Annotated in this window: 12 protein-coding genes and 1 tRNA gene; 5 read left to right on the top strand and 8 right to left on the bottom strand. The window is 34.9% G+C overall.

The window, feature by feature from the left end:
• Positions 1–16 precede the first annotated feature (16 nt).
• Positions 17–89 (bottom strand) — tRNA-Met (locus tag B0A64_RS18405).
• Positions 90–205: 116 nt separating this feature from the next.
• Between B0A64_RS18405 and era the strand changes: the two genes are divergently transcribed.
• The 4 genes from era (at position 206) to B0A64_RS18425 (ending at position 6,701) form a co-directional block, all read left to right on the top strand.
• Complete coding sequence (gene era, locus B0A64_RS18410; RefSeq protein ID WP_089480967.1) at positions 206–1,087, top strand: GTPase Era; 882 nt, start codon at positions 206–208, stop codon at positions 1,085–1,087.
• 28 nt (positions 1,088–1,115) lie between these two features.
• A complete protein-coding gene (locus B0A64_RS18415; RefSeq protein WP_089480968.1) occupies positions 1,116–2,114 on the top strand; it encodes a hypothetical protein in 999 nt (332 codons plus the stop codon).
• Positions 2,115–2,482: 368 nt separating this feature from the next.
• Positions 2,483–3,793: a ribosome biogenesis GTPase Der gene (gene der, locus B0A64_RS18420; protein WP_089480969.1), complete on the top strand. Its 1,311-nt coding sequence runs from the start codon at positions 2,483–2,485 to the stop codon at positions 3,791–3,793.
• Positions 3,794–3,947: 154 nt separating this feature from the next.
• Complete coding sequence (locus B0A64_RS18425; protein ID WP_089480970.1) at positions 3,948–6,701, top strand: outer membrane beta-barrel protein; 2,754 nt, start codon at positions 3,948–3,950, stop codon at positions 6,699–6,701.
• Positions 6,702–6,959: 258 nt separating this feature from the next.
• Here the strand turns inward: B0A64_RS18425 and B0A64_RS18430 are convergent, their stop codons facing one another.
• From B0A64_RS18430 to B0A64_RS18460, 7 genes are all read right to left on the bottom strand, one after another.
• Positions 6,960–9,506 carry a TonB-dependent receptor gene (locus tag B0A64_RS18430; protein WP_089480971.1) on the bottom strand — a complete coding sequence of 849 codons (2,547 nt, stop codon included), beginning with the start codon at positions 9,504–9,506 and terminating at the stop codon, positions 6,960–6,962.
• Between the two features lie 250 nt (positions 9,507–9,756).
• Positions 9,757–10,170, bottom strand: a complete 414-nt coding sequence (locus B0A64_RS18435) for an RrF2 family transcriptional regulator (RefSeq protein WP_041517419.1) — start codon at positions 10,168–10,170, stop codon at positions 9,757–9,759.
• A gap of 111 nt (positions 10,171–10,281) precedes the next feature.
• A complete protein-coding gene (locus B0A64_RS18440) occupies positions 10,282–11,106 on the bottom strand; it encodes a TPM domain-containing protein (RefSeq protein ID WP_089480972.1) in 825 nt (274 codons plus the stop codon).
• Positions 11,107–11,109: 3 nt separating this feature from the next.
• The gene (locus B0A64_RS18445; protein WP_089480973.1) at positions 11,110–11,547 is read right to left on the bottom strand and encodes a TPM domain-containing protein; all 438 of its coding nucleotides are present in this window, start codon (positions 11,545–11,547) and stop codon (positions 11,110–11,112) included.
• 80 nt (positions 11,548–11,627) lie between these two features.
• A complete protein-coding gene (locus tag B0A64_RS18450; protein ID WP_089480974.1) occupies positions 11,628–12,209 on the bottom strand; it encodes a LemA family protein in 582 nt (193 codons plus the stop codon).
• 41 nt (positions 12,210–12,250) lie between these two features.
• On the bottom strand, positions 12,251–12,583 hold the full coding sequence (locus B0A64_RS18455; protein ID WP_059115957.1) for a MerR family transcriptional regulator: 333 nt from the start codon (positions 12,581–12,583) through the stop codon (positions 12,251–12,253).
• Positions 12,584–12,630: 47 nt separating this feature from the next.
• Entirely contained in the window at positions 12,631–13,608 is a 978-nt protein-coding gene (locus B0A64_RS18460) for a M23 family metallopeptidase (RefSeq protein WP_089480975.1), read from the bottom strand.
• A gap of 271 nt (positions 13,609–13,879) precedes the next feature.
• On the opposite strand from B0A64_RS18460, the gene alaS reads away from it, so the two are divergent.
• A complete protein-coding gene (gene alaS, locus B0A64_RS18465; RefSeq protein WP_089480976.1) occupies positions 13,880–16,528 on the top strand; it encodes an alanine--tRNA ligase in 2,649 nt (882 codons plus the stop codon).
• The last annotated feature ends 96 nt before the right edge of the window (positions 16,529–16,624 follow it).

Below are 16,624 nucleotides of genomic sequence, written 5' to 3' on the forward strand. Positions count from 1 at the left end.
TCTTTGTCCCATGTAGTAGCGGGAACAGGACTCGAACCTGTGACCTTCGGGTTATGAGCCCGACGAGCTGCCTACTGCTCTATCCCGCGATGTTTCGGGTGCAAAGATACGCCGATTTTCTAGAAATCCAACGAAAACTTTAAAAAATGTTTTATTTTCTGTATTGAGTTGATATGACTACCTTTGCAAATTAAATAATACACAAATGTCACATAAAGCAGGTTTTGTAAACATCATCGGGAATCCAAACGTTGGAAAATCAACATTGATGAACGCCTTTGTTGGAGAAAGATTATCAATCATTACATCAAAAGCACAAACAACTCGTCACCGTATTCTTGGAATCGTGAATGGCGAAGATTTTCAACTTATATTATCGGATACTCCCGGAATCATCAAACCAGCCTATGAAATGCAGGAATCGATGATGAACTTTGTAAAATCGGCTTTTGAAGATGCTGATATCTTGGTTTATATGGTCGAAATAGGAGAGCAGGACTTAAAAGATGAAGCTTTCTTTAATAAAATTATCCACGCCAAAATTCCGGTTTTGTTGTTGTTGAATAAAATCGACAACTCAAATCAGGAACAATTAGAAGAACAAGTAGCATTCTGGACAGCAAAAGTGCCAAATGCTGAAATTTTCCCAATCTCGGCTTTACAGAATTTTAATGTACCGGAAGTTTTTGGACGTATCATTGCATTACTTCCAGAATCTCCTGCATATTATCCAAAAGATCAATTGACAGACAAGCCGGAACGTTTTTTCGTAAACGAAACAATCCGTGAAAAAATCTTGTTGAACTACAGTAAGGAGATTCCGTATGCAGTTGAAATTGTTACAGAAGAGTTTTTTGAAGATGACGCTATTATCAGAATCCGTTCGATCATTATGGTAGAACGCGAAACTCAAAAAGGAATCATCATTGGGCATAAAGGTGCAGCTTTGAAAAAAGTAGGTATGGAAGCCCGTGCCGATCTGGAGAAATTCTTCGGAAAACAAATTCACATTGAACTAGTTGTAAAAGTGAACAAAAACTGGAGAAGCAACGCTAATATGTTGAAACGTTTTGGATATAATCAATAATTTTTTTCAAAAGATTAAAAAGTAATTTATGCAAGTTTCGACGAAGTATTCAATACCAATATGTTGCGGACTTATATTGATTGTGGGTATAAATTACTTTTTTAGTTCAAAAGAGAAAACGGTTGTATCTAAACCTGTTCTTAAAAAGACAGAGTTGATTCAAAAAAAAGAATCAGTTCCTTTTGACACAACAGCCTGCTCTGATGCTGATGTCAAATTGTTTTTAAGCAAATTCATAAAACAATTTAGCACCAATAAAGCTTCAAATATTAATCAATTCGTAAATAAAACTAATGGATTAGCAATATTTGTTAAAGATGGATATTATCCTATTTTAAGCTTTTCTGATCGAATTGATGATTGGATTGAATGGTTTAATTTTAAAATCTATGAGAATGTAGAATTTGGAAAATTTCCTAAATATCTGGGCGATGGAGAATTTGAAAAGACCGGTTTTTATTATGCGAACTATCAAAATAAATTTCGTCTGGATGATTTTGATGATACGTACAGTAATCGGTCGAATGAAGATAAAAAACCATTTCGTCAACTCGAAAAAATATGTAATTACAGAGCCGATGTAATGTCTATAGATAAAAGCAGGGTTTTGACATTGTATTTTAGTATTTACAAAAACAATAAATATTTGGTTGGGATTACTCAGGATGCTGTAGAGGATGTTTTATACACAGATCAGGAAAAAGAGTTTGTGCCTATAGATACAGAAGAGCAAGTCGAAGAGTTTTTATTAAACAATAGAAAGTTTTGTGACGTAGAGAATAAGGCATATATTGATTTTGATAAAAAAGAACTTATATATTATGATTTTGGCGATAAACCTTTTCAGTTTAGTAACTATAAGATAGGTCCTGTAGCTGTTATTTCAGGAAAAATCAAAATTCGCGATATTAAGTTTTTTAATTCAGATGAAGAGGAAGGATTTACTTTGAAATTATCTAATAAAGGTGATTTTAGTTCTTACAGAATGGGGGCAAGACCTCAATATATTTATGAAAAGTGTAAATAATTGAAAAACAATTATTGAAAATCAAGAAGGTTAAAGGTTTGTAATCAGGTTAATAAAAGGATTTTTAGATAATACAAAATTGTGATTTTTGATATTGACTGAAGTTCTTGTAACCCTGAAGCCCTAGCCCTGATAGAAGTGAAAATCCTTTTGTGACGCTTTTTTAGCGGAACAAAAGATTGAAACGAATAGCAGGAAATAGCTCCTGAAAAATATAAAAACATAGGTACTTAGAAACTTAGCAACTTAGCCACTTTTTTAACTACCTTTGCAAAAAATTAAAATAAAGCATTTTGGATTACAAGTGATTAGGTTTTTAGGAAACTAAAAATCTGAAATCTAAAATCTGAAATCTAAAATTTACAAAAATGAATAACATTGTTGCGATAGTAGGAAGACCTAATGTAGGGAAATCAACCCTTTTTAATAGGCTGATACAAAGAAGAGAAGCTATTGTAGATTCGGTTTCTGGAGTTACCAGAGATAGAAACTACGGTAAAAGCGAGTGGAACGGAAAAGAATTTTCGGTGATTGATACCGGCGGATACGTTCGCGGTTCTGATGACGTTTTTGAAGGAGAAATCCGCAAACAAGTAGAATTAGCTATTGATGAGGCTGATGTTATTATTTTTGTGGTTGATGTTGAGGAAGGAATTACACCTATGGATGACATCGTTGCCCGTTTATTGCGCAAAGTGACTAAGCCAGTTTTATTGGCCGTTAATAAGGTAGATAATGCCATGCGTGAGAAAGATGCGATTGAGTTTTATAACCTTGGTTTAGGAGAATATTATACGTTTGCAAGTATTTCAGGAAGTGGAACAGGAGATTTATTAGATGCTTTGATCGAATCTTTTCCGGTAAAACCAGAACCAGTTCAGGAAGAAGTAGTTTTACCTCGTTTTGCTGTTGTAGGACGTCCTAATGCTGGTAAATCTAGTTTTATCAATGCCTTAATTGGCAAAGAACGTTTCATGGTTACAGATATTGCAGGAACTACACGTGATGCAATTGATACAAAATTTGACCGTTTTGGTTTTGAATTTAATTTGGTTGATACTGCGGGAATCCGTCGTAAAGCCAAAGTAAAGGAAGATTTAGAGTTTTACTCCGTAATGCGTTCTGTTCGTGCAATTGAGCATGCAGATATCTGTATCTTGATTATTGATGCTACCCGTGGATTTGAAGGTCAGGATCAAAGTATTTTTTGGTTGGCAGAGAAAAACCGTAAAGGTGTTGTAATCCTGGTAAACAAATGGGATTTGGTCGAAAAAGATACTATGTCGACCCGTGATTACGAAGCTAAAATCAGAGAAGAATTAATGCCTTTTACTGATGTGCCTATTTTGTTCGTTTCGGCTTTAACCAAACAACGTTTATTAAAAGCATTAGAAGCTACCGTTCAGGTTTTCGAAAATAGAAAACAAAGAATCCCAACCTCTAAGTTTAATGAATTTATGTTAAAGGTGATCGAAGCATATCCGCCACCGGCAACAAAAGGAAAATATGTAAAAATTAAATATTGCATGCAGTTACCAACCCTAACACCTCAGTTTGTGTTTTTTGCTAATATGCCACAATACGTTAAAGAACCATATAAGAGATATCTTGAAAATAAGATTAGAGAAAATTGGGACTTTTCAGGAGTACCAATCGATATCTATATCAGAGAAAAATAAAATTAAAAGTCCTCATAATGAGGACTTTTTTTATGCCCTTTTTTAATTGTAGTTTTTTAGGCTGAGGTTAGTGGCATGCTATTTGAATAAATGTTGGATTTACAATAAACCTTTTGGCTCTTTTAGAGTCTTACTGTTTCTAACGAACCATCTTATGACCAAATTTTTCTCTTTTTTAGTGCTTTTCCTTTTTTGTTATTCGGCGGCCAATGCCCAGAATGACATTGTTCTTAGAGGAACCGTTGTGGATATTAATACACAACTTCCGATGGAAATGGCAACCGTTTATTTTTCTACTGTCAAAGATTCTACAGTAATAGAATATGCAACGACGGATAAAAATGGTGTCTTTAGAATAAATACTAAAAAGATAGATAAACCCGTTTTTCTGAAAGTAAATTATATGGGATATCAGCCCTTGGTTGAAGAACAAAAAGGACTTATGGAAAGCAAGGATTTTGGTAAATTATATTTGCTCGAAAGCGTAAATGCTTTAGATAATGTAGTAATCAAAAGTGAAGCTCCACCCATTACAATCAAAAAAGATACTTTAGAATTTAATGCCTCTTCGTATAAAGTTCGTCCCGATGCAAATGTCGAGGCTTTGCTGAAACAATTGCCAGGTGTTGATGTTGATAATGATGGTAAAGTTACCGTGAACGGAAGGGAAGTTACACAGTTTTTAGTAAACGGTAAAACTTTTTTTGATAGAGATGGTGCTTTGATCTTAAAAAATTTGCCCGCAGAAATTATAAAAAAAGTTCAGGTTTCAGATTTTAAAACCAAGAAAGAAGAACTCGCAAAGCAGGAATCGACATCAGATTATTCGAGTATAAATCTAACCATTGACGAAAAGAAAAATAAAGGATTTTTTGGTAAAGTACTTGGCGGATATGGCTCTGATGATCGATACGAAAGTAGCCTGATCATGAATTTTTTTAAAGATCAGCAAAAAATAAGTATTCTGGCTTCGTCTAATAACATCAATTCTACAGGATTTTCGATGGATGATGTATTTGATAATATGAGCGGAGGAAGAAATAGCAAGACAAGCAGTCAAAGCTCAGGAGGAGGCAAAGGAATTACACAATCTAATCTGGCAGGAATTAACTATTCTGATGCCTGGACTAAAGATTTTGATGTTTCGAGTAGTTATAATTTTTCAAACACCATTAATAATAACGAAAGCAAGTCGAACCAGACTAATTTTTTGCCAACAGGAAATATTTTAACTTCATCAGATTCTAAAACCAGAAATGAAAACACAGGTAACAAAGTAAACTTAGAATTAGAATATAAAATTAATCCAAGTACACGACTTTTTATTACGCCAAGATTCAATCAAACGCGATCAAACAGTACATCAAACTCTTCGACATCTTCTGAGGATGAAAATGGGCAGGCTTTGAACGAAAGTACTTCAGAATCAAAAAATGAAAACACAAGTACCAATTTTGCCAATACGATCAATTTTAATAAAACATTCGAAAAAAAGGCCCGTAATCTAAGTTTTGTTTTTGATAACAACAATACAAGAAGCGATGCAAATGCGCTTAACCTCTCAGAAACTATTTTCTATCAGGATAACAAACCAAATGATGAGAGAAATCAAAACAGTAAAAATAATACCAGCTCAGATATTTACTCGGCAGATCTTGAGTATACAGAACCTATCACAGATTCGTTACGAATAAGATTTGGTTCAGATTTTAACTGGACAAAAACCATAAACGATCAAAAAACATATAATTTTGATTCGAATACTGATTCTTATTCAGACTTAAACGAATCGCTGACAAACTATATTACTTCTACTCAGAATTCTGTTAGTCCGAAAATGGGGATTACTTTGCAAAAAAATAAATACACAATTAACCTGAATACAAAGACGTCTATTGTTGATTATGACAATCACTCTTTGTATTTAGGCAATTCGACTGATTTGAATAAAAAATATGCTTTGCCTTTTGCAAGTGCTCAAATGCGATATAAATTTAGTCGCTCTAAAAATCTGACTTTAAAATACGATTATTCAAACGCACTTCCCAGCGCAACCCAACTATTGCCGGTTTTAAATTTGACAAACCCATTGAATACCGTGATCGGGAACCCAAATCTAAATCCTATCGAAAAGAATAGTGCAGGTATCGATTTTAAAAACTTTGATTTTCGTACCAGATCAGGTTACAGTATGTTTGTAAAAGCAGATTACTATAACAACGATGTGGTTTCGACTTCAATTTATGACGATAGCGGGAAAAGAACAACCACTTATGCCAATATATCAGGAACTTATATTGCGTCTGTTGGCGGAAATTGGAACCAATCTATAAAAAAAGATGCACATGTTTTAAGATACGGTTTAGGGATAAATGGTAGTTACTCTTTTGATAAAGGGTTTACCAATGCCGTTTTGTACAATGCAAAGTCAGCAGCAATAACCCCCAAACTTTACCTGACTTATGAGTATGGAGAATTGCTTAGCGTTTCGCCGTCCTATAGTTTAACTTACAATGAAACCCAATACGAGAACTACACGCGCGACGCAAGTTCAAATGTAGTACACAGAATCAATTTGCAAACGACAAGTTACTGGCCTGCAAATTTTATTTTTGGAAATGATTTCGGATATACCTACAACTCTAATATTTCTGATGATTTCAAGAAAGATTTCTACCTCTGGAATACCAGTTTGTCGTATGGTTTTTTTGATAAAAAAGTATATGCAAAAATAAAAGTTTACGATGTTCTAAACCAGAATCAGAGTGCTACAAGAACGATCTCGGCAACTTCGATACGCGATGAAGAAAACACCGTTCTTAAGCGTTATGTAATGTTTTCAGTAGCCTATAAAATTGGAAATTTTGCCGGTACCGAAAAAGGAGGGAAGAGAAGGCAAAGAGAGTAAAAAAGGTTCAAAGATGCAGAGTTACAAAGGCGCAAAGGTTTTAACGTAGAGGCGCACAGCAGTACGTCTTTTATTATTATTATTATTGAATTTCAAAATTGAATGGGCTCCTGTTTAGCTGGAAGAAAAAAAAGAAGAGTTTGCAATGGCTTTCGCAAATTTTAATAATCTCACATCTCAGAAAAAAATCTGCAATAAAAAAACGAGATAGATTTAAAAACCTATCTCGTTTAATGTATTTAGATTAACGAATTGTATTTACAACGAATATTTTAAAGTTATACCATAAGTTCTTTGATCACCTATAACGCCAGCATATTGACCTGTATTTCCACCTGCAGGCAATAATTGCTCGTAGTAATCTTTATTCAGAAGGTTACGTCCCCAAAAGTGAATCGATAAACCCTGAGAAGCACGGAAACCTAAACGAGCATTAAAAATAGCATAACCGGGAACAACTAGGTATTTTGAAGCCGATGGGCTTGATGAAAATTCAGAACGAGCATAAGAATCAAGAGCTATAAAAGCTTTTCCTGAGTTTCCAAAGAATTTTGCATGATTAGAAAGTTCACCTCCTAAAGATCCTGCCCATTTTGAAGCACCTGGTAATTCAGTTCCTGAAACATCCTTGAACGCTACCGGAGCTCCGGTTTCTTCTAATGGAAGTGGTGCATTTGTAAATTTTACATACTTACCATCTGTATAAGTGGCAGCACCATTTATAGTCAAATGCTCACTTACAACAAAACTTGCATCAAGTTCAGCACCTCGTACACGTACTTTATCAGCATTGGCAAGATATCCACGATTTACACCCAACTCAGCAGCCTGAACGTTCGTTTGAAAATCTTTGATGTCTGTATTAAAGAAAGTCAGGTTAAAAACGGAGTTTTTAAAAGGCGACGTTTTTACTCCAATTTCATAATGGTTTACTTTTTCCGGCTTGATTACCGCAAGATCAAGTAAAGGCAATCCTTTTGAATCTGTTGGAAGTCCTGCAACATTTACACCAACCGGTTTGTAACTTTTTGCATAAGTAGCATAAGCATTAATTCTGTCCGAAGCTTTATAAGACACCGTAATGTTTCCTGAAAAATCAGTATTATCAGTACTGGAGTCAAAAGCCTGATCAGAATAAACCAATTTTTTTAAAGCAAGCAATGCCGGATCAGTAGTTTGAAGTCCTCCGTATGTAGTACGCGCATAATGTGCATCTTTTTTGTCGAAATTATATCTCAAACCCGGTAAAATATGCAAACGATCCGTCACAGCCCAATCAATTTGACCAAATACCGCAGCACTTGATGATCTTATATTTGCATCAGTTTTAATTCCGTATCCTTCAAAAAGACCCGGAGTTTTCCATAAGGCACTGGTAGTACTTTGTGCAAATCTCCACTGTGCATTACCGGATTCTTCTGTACCATCTGTTTGAGAAGTCTGGTCGATAAAAAACGCGCCTACTACACCACTTATTTTAGAGGTAAGCTGACCTGCATAACGTACTTCTTGTGTAAATTGTGTTTGTCTTGTTGGGTTTTGAGATAATGCCAATACCTGTAGTCCTGTAAAATCTCTGTCATTTGATGGATCCCAGTTCCAAAAACGCCAAGCAGTTGTTGAGGTAAGTGTTCCTGAACCAATTTTGGTATCAATGTTTAGAGAGATACCACCCATATCCTGTCCCGAACGCCATGGAGTATCATGATCGATTTTACGGTCAAAAGCATTTAAACTAGGCAGTTGATAATTGAAATCTTTAATAATAGCATCAAACTGGCGATAAGCAGGTCTTTGTGTAGGAGCAACCCCTGCAACAACCTGTGCATACCCGTCCGGACGTTGTGTTGTAATATCTGCAGCCAAAATAATATTGGTATTTACAGTAGGTGTCCAAAGTAACTGACCTCTAATTCCCTGATTGTTCAATGTATTTGTAGGTCTTCCTGTTGCAACATTATCAATTAAACCATCACGTTGTGTACCTGAAAAGGATAAACGACCTGCAACTTTTTTTCCTAAAGCTCCCGTTACAGATGCTTTGGCTTGCAAGAAATTATAGTTTCCGTAACTTACTTCAAAATCTGCACCTGAGGTAAAACTAGGCTTACGGGTAGTAATATTAAACGCTCCTGAAGTGGTGTTTTTACCAAACAATGAACCTTGTGGTCCGCGCAATACCTCGATTTGTTCAACATCAATAAAGTCTAATGTAGTTGCTGCCGGACGAGCATAATAAACACCATCTACATAAAAACCAACTCCGGGATCGATACCGTCATTAGTAAGCCCAAAAGGAGAACCAAGACTACGAATGTTGATTCCTGTATTTCTTGGGTTTGAGGAATAAAGCTGTACGGACGGAACCAGTTCCTTGATACGGTTAACATTAAAAGCTCCTGTTTGTTCTGCTTGTTTACCAGTAATAACGGATATCGCAATAGGCACATCCTGAACTTTTTCGATTCGGCGTCGGGAAGAAACTACAACTTCTATAAGTTCGTTTTCTTCCTTAATTGTTAATTGTAGCGGGGTCGATGGTAGAGCAGTAAGTTCTACTTCTGTAGTTTTGTATCCTACATATTGAATCAAAAGTGTTACAGGAAGTTTCCCTTTACTGTCGATACTAAATTTTCCGTTATTATCTGTAGTAGTGTTAGAAGTCGTTCCTTTTATAACAACGTTTGCAGCTTCTAGTGGTATGTTTTCGCTGGTTTTAACTACACCTTCGATGTTTTGTGCAAATGATATTGAGAAAGTTAAAACAGATAGAATTGTAAATATATTTTTTATAGAATTTTTCATTTTTATAGTAAGTATATGTGATTAGTAGAATTTAAATTAAATTTTTTTTACCAGCACATACACATCATAGAAGAATTGTTTTTTACGGTTGTGAATTGACTATTTTGATTTTTTTGCAAAAGGTTTTTAGATACACCCGATCGATTGTAATTTACTTTCATGTGGTTAAAATTTTGTAAATTGGTTTGTTGATTTTTTTTGCAAATATATGTAAATTCTATAGATTTACTAGGAATTAGAAAATATTTTTTTATTTCTTTACCAGTGAGGCGATTGTGATGCCTTGCATCGCTTTAAGAGTTTCATCTCGAATGATCATTAAGCCATGTCTTAAGCTGCATTCTTCCTCAGTTTTACAATCTGAGCATGGTTCGTAGAAGTTTAACGAAGCACAGGGTAAAAGCGCAATTGCACCGTCGAATAAACGGTGAATTTCTGCCAGAGTAATATCATTTTTGGAGCGTATCAAATAATATCCGCCAAATTTTCCTTGCTTACTACTCACAAAACGTCCACGTTTTAGATCTAATAGAATTTGTTCTAAAAACTTTTTAGGAATATTGGCGCCATCAGCAATTTCTATCGTTCTGGAAATGTGATTTTCGTCTTGTTCTGCTAAATAAAGTAAGGCCTTAAGGGCGTATTTTGCTTTATGTGATAACATCTGTTTTTTAATTATTAATTGTAAATTATGAATTATAAATTTTTAGTTTAGAATGTAAAACTAAACAAAACCTGAAACAAAAAAATGAAAACTGCGACTGAAAACTGAAACTTACCAGCCTCCGCTGGAACCTCCGCCAGAGAATCCGCCACCACCAAAACCACCGCCAAAGCCACCGCCTCCGCCAGATGATCCGCCGCCAAAACCTCCGCCAAATCCGCTTCCGCCACTTCTGCCAAGACTACTTAACAGGATTACGTCAAGAAGGCTTGGACCACCGCCGCTATTGTTGCCAGAATTGCCTCCACCGCCTTTGTTTCGAGACAGTAAAATTAATACAATTACAACAATTACAATAAAGGGCAGTATCGGAAAATTATTTCCTTTGGTTTGCTTGCGTTCCCCTTTAAACTTGCCTTTAAAAACATCAATTATAGCATCTGTTCCTTTGTCAAGCCCATTGTAAAAACTTCCTGCTTTAAATTCAGGAATAATAATATTTCTGATTATTGTTCCGCCAATTCCGGCAGTCAGACGATCTTCGACTCCGTATCCGGGATTTATGGCTATTTTTTTCTCATTTTTTGCGAGTAAAATAATAACGCCATTGTCATCTTGTTTTGTTCCGCCAATTCCCCAGGTTTGTCCCCATTTTGTGGCCAGTTGGCTAACATCTTCACCTTTTAAGCTTTCGATCGTGATCACGACAATTTGAGTTGTGGTAGAATCGGAATATCGAATTAGCTTTTCTTCCAGTTGTGCTTTTTCAGACGCACTTAGAATGTTGGCATAATCGTATACTGAAGTTTGTAGACTTGGTTTCTCCGGAATTGTAAATTGTGCAAAAATACAATTGGTGGTAAGAAATGCTAGTAGCAAAAAAGTAAACTGAAAAATTCTTTTAGAATTTGAAATTTTATTTTTGGAAATTTTCATTGTTTATCCTTTTGATATTTCGTTTGATAATTCGTTGGTATCACCTTCAAACCACGGAAAATTAGTTTTTAATTGATTACCGGCACTTAAAATTCCGTCAACGATTCCTTGCTTGAAGTTTCCGGATTTAAATTGTGTTACCATTTTCTCTTTGGTCGAATCCCAAAAATCTGCGGCTACCACATCATTTATGCCTTTGTCTCCGCAAATGGCAAAAGTTTTATCCGCCACTGCAAAGTAAAATAAAACCCCATTTTGAAGTTGGGTTTCGTGCATTTTTAATTCATGAAAAACTTCTAAAGCCCTGTCAAAAGGAACTTTAGAAGTTGTTTGTTCTATATGTACTCTAATTTCGCCAGAAGTATTTTTTTCGGCTACGCGAATAGCTTCAACAATATCTTGTTCTTCTTCTTTGGATAAAAAATCTTCTACTTTTGACATTGAAATAATTTTAGAGTTTAGATTGTTGATTTTAGATTTCAGTTTTATCTGAAATCTAAAATCATTAATCGGAAATATTTTTAGAATTTTACTTCAACCGGTTTATCAGCACCTGCAACAGCCTCAAAGTATGGTTTTTCTTTATAATCTAAGAACCATTTGTTTGGGATAGCAAGTACATATCCGTTGTAATCTTGTACAGCTTCGTTAAAACGGGTTCTTGCTGTCAAAATTTGATTTTCTGTACTAGCCAACTCATCCTGTAATTTTAGAAAATTTTCGTTTGCTTTTAGGGTTGGGTATTGCTCAACAGAAACTAATAATCTTGACAAAGAAGAAGATACTCCACTTTGTGCCTGGTTAAATTGAGACAGTTGTTCCGGAGTTACATTGCTTGGATCGATTGTTACAGAAGTAGCTTTTGCACGAGCTTCGATAACCGCCGTTAAAGTTGATTTTTCGAAATCAGCAGCCCCTTTTACGGTGTTTACTAAATTCCCGATAAGGTCATTTCTTCTTTGGTAAGTCGTACTCACATTTCCCCATTCTTTGTTAACTGCCTGACTTTTTTGCAAACCGGTATTTTTAATTCCAATTGACCAAAAAGCAATAATAGCGATTAATACTACTATAATTCCTACGGGGATTAACCATTTTTTCATATTCGTTTTAATTTAAGTTTGTTTTTAATGTAATAAATATACTATAATTCGTTCTTAATTTCGTTCAACTGTGTTTTTATGGTCTCTAATTTACGTATTATTTCGAATTTATCTAATGTTTTCTTTTGTCCCTCTTTCAAATGTGTTCTGGCACCATCAAGTGTAAAACCTCTTTCCTTGACCAGGTGATAAATTAACTGTAGGTTGGTAATATCATCCGGAGTAAACATTCTGTTGCCTTTGGCATTCTTTTTAGGTTTTAAAATATCAAATTCGCTATCCCAAAACCTTATCAATGATGCATTGACATTAAAAGCCCTGGCAACTTCGCCAATACTATAATACCTTTTATCCTTTGAAAGCTCAATATGCATGATTTTTAATTTTCTATTTTATTCCAAAAATACGACTTTTTGGAGTATTAATCTAATGACTGATTTTCCTGATTTGCCATTTGCGAAATCAATACATATTCTACCGCAGAAATATTTCCGTAATAAAAGTTCAGCGGATTTACAACTTTTCCGTCTTTGTGTACTTCATAATGACAATGCGGACCCTCAGATCTACCGGTACTTCCTACGTATCCAATTACATCACCGCGTTTTACATGTTGTCCCGCCCTGCAATTGTATTTGCTTAAATGGGCATACAAACTTTCGTATCCAAAACCATGACTGATTACCACATGATTTCCAAATCCCGAGGCAGAGTTATCTGCTCTTTCTACAACGCCATCGCCCGTAGCATAAACAGGAGAACCGGTATTAGCAGCAAAATCCATACCGTTATGCATTTTTCGCACTTTTGTAAAAGGATCTGTTCGATATCCAAAACCGGAAGCCATTCGTTTTAAATTCTCATTACGAACAGGCTGAATGGCAGGAATTGCCAATAGTAAGTTTCCTTTTACACTCGCCAATTTCAAAATTTCATCTAATGATTTTGACTGAATTGCTAATTCTTTCGATAATCTGTCAATTCTTTTCGTAGTATTTAATACCAGTTGCGAATTGTTATAACCTTCTAAATCTTTATACCGTTTAGAATCTCTAAAACCTGCTTTACGAATCGAATCCGGAATTTCGGTTTTATTAAAATAAACCCTGTAAATATTGTTATCCCTATTTTCTAATGCCGCGGTTACATCATCAATTTCGTCCATTTTCTTGTTCAGAATAGAATATTGTAACTTCAAATTCTCAAGTTCCCGGGTTTGTAACCGATCTTTTGGCGTTTCAAAGTAAGGAGTGTTGATTAAAAGTACAAAAACCAAAAAACCAAAGAGTGCAGCAGCCAGCAAAAACAGTAATGCGTAACCGATTTTGATTCTTTTTCTGGTTTTTATTTTCGTATAAGCCAGATTTTCTGAGTCGTAATAATATTTTACTTTCGCCATATTTTAAAATACCCTATTTTTGCAGCTTGTAAAATTAGTTAGTCGAACAAATTTAATAAATGTTTCAGTTGTTCTAAGTTTTTTTTCAAGAATAAAATACAATTAGATAATGTGTCAATTTGATAATTAGATAATGTATTTAAAGTGAAATTTATTGTCTGGAATAGTAAGTTTCTACTTAAAAAAATAACATTAACATATTTTCAGATGAAGTAAATTATCTAATTGACAGATTATCAAATTATCACATTATTACATTTCTAATTATAACATGAAATCACAAGACGTACGTAAACAATTTTTAGACTTTTTTAAAAGCAACGGGCACTTAATCGTTCCGTCGGCTCCTATTGTACTTAAAGACGATCCAACCCTAATGTTCAACAACTCGGGAATGGCCCAGTTCAAAGAATATTTTTTAGGAAACGGAACGCCAAAAAGCAAAAGAATAGCCGATACGCAAAAATGTCTTCGTGTTTCAGGAAAACATAATGATCTTGAGGATGTAGGTTTTGATACGTATCACCATACGATGTTCGAAATGTTGGGGAACTGGTCTTTTGGAGATTATTTCAAAAAAGAAGCAATCAATTGGGCTTGGCAACTTTTGACCGAAGTTTATAAAATCCCGAAAGAGAATCTTTATGTTTCTGTTTTTGAAGGAAGCAAGGAAGATAATGTTCCTTTTGATCAGGAAGCTTGGGATATCTGGAAAACATTGATTGATGAAGACCGAATTATCCTTGGAAATAAAAAAGATAATTTCTGGGAAATGGGAGATCAGGGACCCTGCGGACCTTGTTCTGAAATTCACGTAGATTTACGTTCAGATGAAGAAAAAGCTTTAGTTTCTGGTAAAAGTTTAGTAAACAATGATCACCCGCAAGTTGTTGAAATCTGGAATAATGTATTTATGGAATTCAACCGTAAAGCTGATGGTTCTCTGGAAAAACTTCCGGCACAACACGTAGATACCGGAATGGGTTTTGAGCGTTTGTGTATGGCTTTGCAAGGAAAAACATCAAATTATGATACAGATGTTTTTACACCACTTATCGAAAAAGTAGAACAAATTACAGGTTTAAAATATACTCCAAACGATGTCACTCTGAGCGGAGTCGAAGAGTCAGAAGAACAAAATAAAACCAATATTGCGATTCGTGTAGTAGTAGATCACGTTCGTGCGGTTGCGTTTGCAATTGCCGATGGTCAATTACCATCAAACACAGGAGCAGGTTATGTAATACGCAGAATTTTGCGTCGTGCAATTCGTTACGGATTTACATTTTTGAATACCAAAGAGCCTTTTATTAATAAATTGGTAGAAGTTCTGGCAAACCAAATGGGAGAATTTTTCCCGGAAATCAAATCGCAACAACAGTTGGTTACCAATGTAATTCGCGAAGAAGAAGCTTCTTTTTTAAGAACGCTGGATCAGGGATTACAATTGTTGGATAATGTAATTGCTCAAACTAAGGGATCAGAAGTTTCTGGTGCAAAAGCATTTGAATTATACGATACTTTTGGTTTTCCTAAAGACTTAACCGCTTTGATCCTGAAAGAAAAAGGAATGTCTTTAAACGAAGCAGAATTTGATGCATCGATGCAGGAACAAAAAAATCGTTCACGCGCAGCATCAGAAGTTTCAACAGAAGACTGGTCAGTTTTGATTCCTGGAAATGTAGAAACTTTCGTTGGTTATGATAAAACAGAAAATGATGTAAAAATTACCAGAATTCGTAAAGTTGATTCTAAAAAAGATGGGATTTTATATCAAATCGTTTTAGATAATACCCCATTTTATCCAGAAGGAGGAGGACAAGTGGGTGATAAAGGAACATTGGTTTCTGCAAACGAAACGATCGAAATTATTGATACGAAGAAAGAGAACAATTTGATTTTGCATTTTGCAAAACAATTGCCGGAAAATATTGAAGCTGGTTTTGTGGCAAAAGTAAATGCTGATTTAAGAGGTTCAACTTCTAAAAATCACTCTGCTACGCATTTAATGCATTTGGCTTTGAGAAACCTTCTGGGAACTCACGTAGAGCAAAAAGGTTCATTGGTAAACCCGAACTATTTACGTTTTGACTTTTCGCATTTTTCTAAAGTTTCTGATGATGAATTACGTCAGGTAGAAGCAAATGTGAATGCACAAATTGAAGCACAATTGCAATTAGTAGAACACAGAAATATCCCAATTAAAGAAGCATTAGACAAAGGTGCAATGGCTTTATTTGGAGAGAAATACGGCGATAATGTCCGTATGATTGAATTTGGTGAAAGTAAAGAACTTTGCGGAGGAATTCATGTGAAAAACACAGCAGAAATCTGGTATTTCAAAATCATCTCTGAAGGTGCAGTAGCGGCTGGAATTCGTCGTATTGAAGCCATTACAGGCGATGCGGTAAAAGATTTCTATCAAAATCAGGAAAATACTTTATCTGAAATAAAAGAAACATTAAAAAATCCACAGGATATTTTAAAATCAGTAGCTTCTTTACAGGATGATAATGTTAAATTGAAAAAGCAAATCGAGCAATTACTAAAAGAAAGAGTAAATGCATTAAAAACAGAATTAGAGAAGGATTTCCAGGAAGTAAACGGAGTAAATTTCCTTGCTAAACAGGTAGATTTAAGCATGGCTTCGACTAAAGATTTAGCTTCGGCTTTAGGAAGTTCAAAACCAGATTCGTTTGTGTTTTTAGCTTCGATAGAAGATGGTTTGCCAAATATTCATTGTTATATCGCTAAAGAATTAGTAGCTGGGAAAAGCTTAAATGCAAACGCTGTTATCAAAGAATTAGGAAAATATATTGAAGGAAACGGGGGAGGACAGCCTTTCTTCGCATCCGGAAAAGGAAAAAATGCTACAGGAATTACTGAAACGTTAGTTCACGCTGTTGATTTTGTAAAATAACGGCTTAAGAATTTTTACAAAACGTTCTTTTTATATTTCGCGCAAAGACGAAGAGTCGCAAAGTTTTTAAAAGCTTTGCGACTTTTTTTATTTTAT

Source organism: Flavobacterium araucananum (assembly GCF_002222055.1).
Classification (GTDB): domain Bacteria; phylum Bacteroidota; class Bacteroidia; order Flavobacteriales; family Flavobacteriaceae; genus Flavobacterium; species Flavobacterium araucananum.

Coding starts and splice junctions, on each gene's coding strand:
- B0A64_RS18440 (WP_089480972.1), bottom strand. CDS start 11,106: ATGAAAATTTCCAAAAATAAAATTTCAAATTCTAAAAGAATTTTTCAG.
- B0A64_RS18435 (WP_041517419.1), bottom strand. CDS start 10,170: ATGTTATCACATAAAGCAAAATACGCCCTTAAGGCCTTACTTTATTTA.
- B0A64_RS18415 (WP_089480968.1), top strand. CDS start 1,116: ATGCAAGTTTCGACGAAGTATTCAATACCAATATGTTGCGGACTTATA.
- B0A64_RS18450 (WP_089480974.1), bottom strand. CDS start 12,209: ATGAAAAAATGGTTAATCCCCGTAGGAATTATAGTAGTATTAATCGCT.
- B0A64_RS18460 (WP_089480975.1), bottom strand. CDS start 13,608: ATGGCGAAAGTAAAATATTATTACGACTCAGAAAATCTGGCTTATACG.
- der (WP_089480969.1), top strand. CDS start 2,483: ATGAATAACATTGTTGCGATAGTAGGAAGACCTAATGTAGGGAAATCA.
- B0A64_RS18430 (WP_089480971.1), bottom strand. CDS start 9,506: ATGAAAAATTCTATAAAAAATATATTTACAATTCTATCTGTTTTAACT.
- B0A64_RS18455 (WP_059115957.1), bottom strand. CDS start 12,583: ATGCATATTGAGCTTTCAAAGGATAAAAGGTATTATAGTATTGGCGAA.
- alaS (WP_089480976.1), top strand. CDS start 13,880: ATGAAATCACAAGACGTACGTAAACAATTTTTAGACTTTTTTAAAAGC.
- era (WP_089480967.1), top strand. CDS start 206: ATGTCACATAAAGCAGGTTTTGTAAACATCATCGGGAATCCAAACGTT.
- B0A64_RS18445 (WP_089480973.1), bottom strand. CDS start 11,547: ATGTCAAAAGTAGAAGATTTTTTATCCAAAGAAGAAGAACAAGATATT.
- B0A64_RS18425 (WP_089480970.1), top strand. CDS start 3,948: ATGACCAAATTTTTCTCTTTTTTAGTGCTTTTCCTTTTTTGTTATTCG.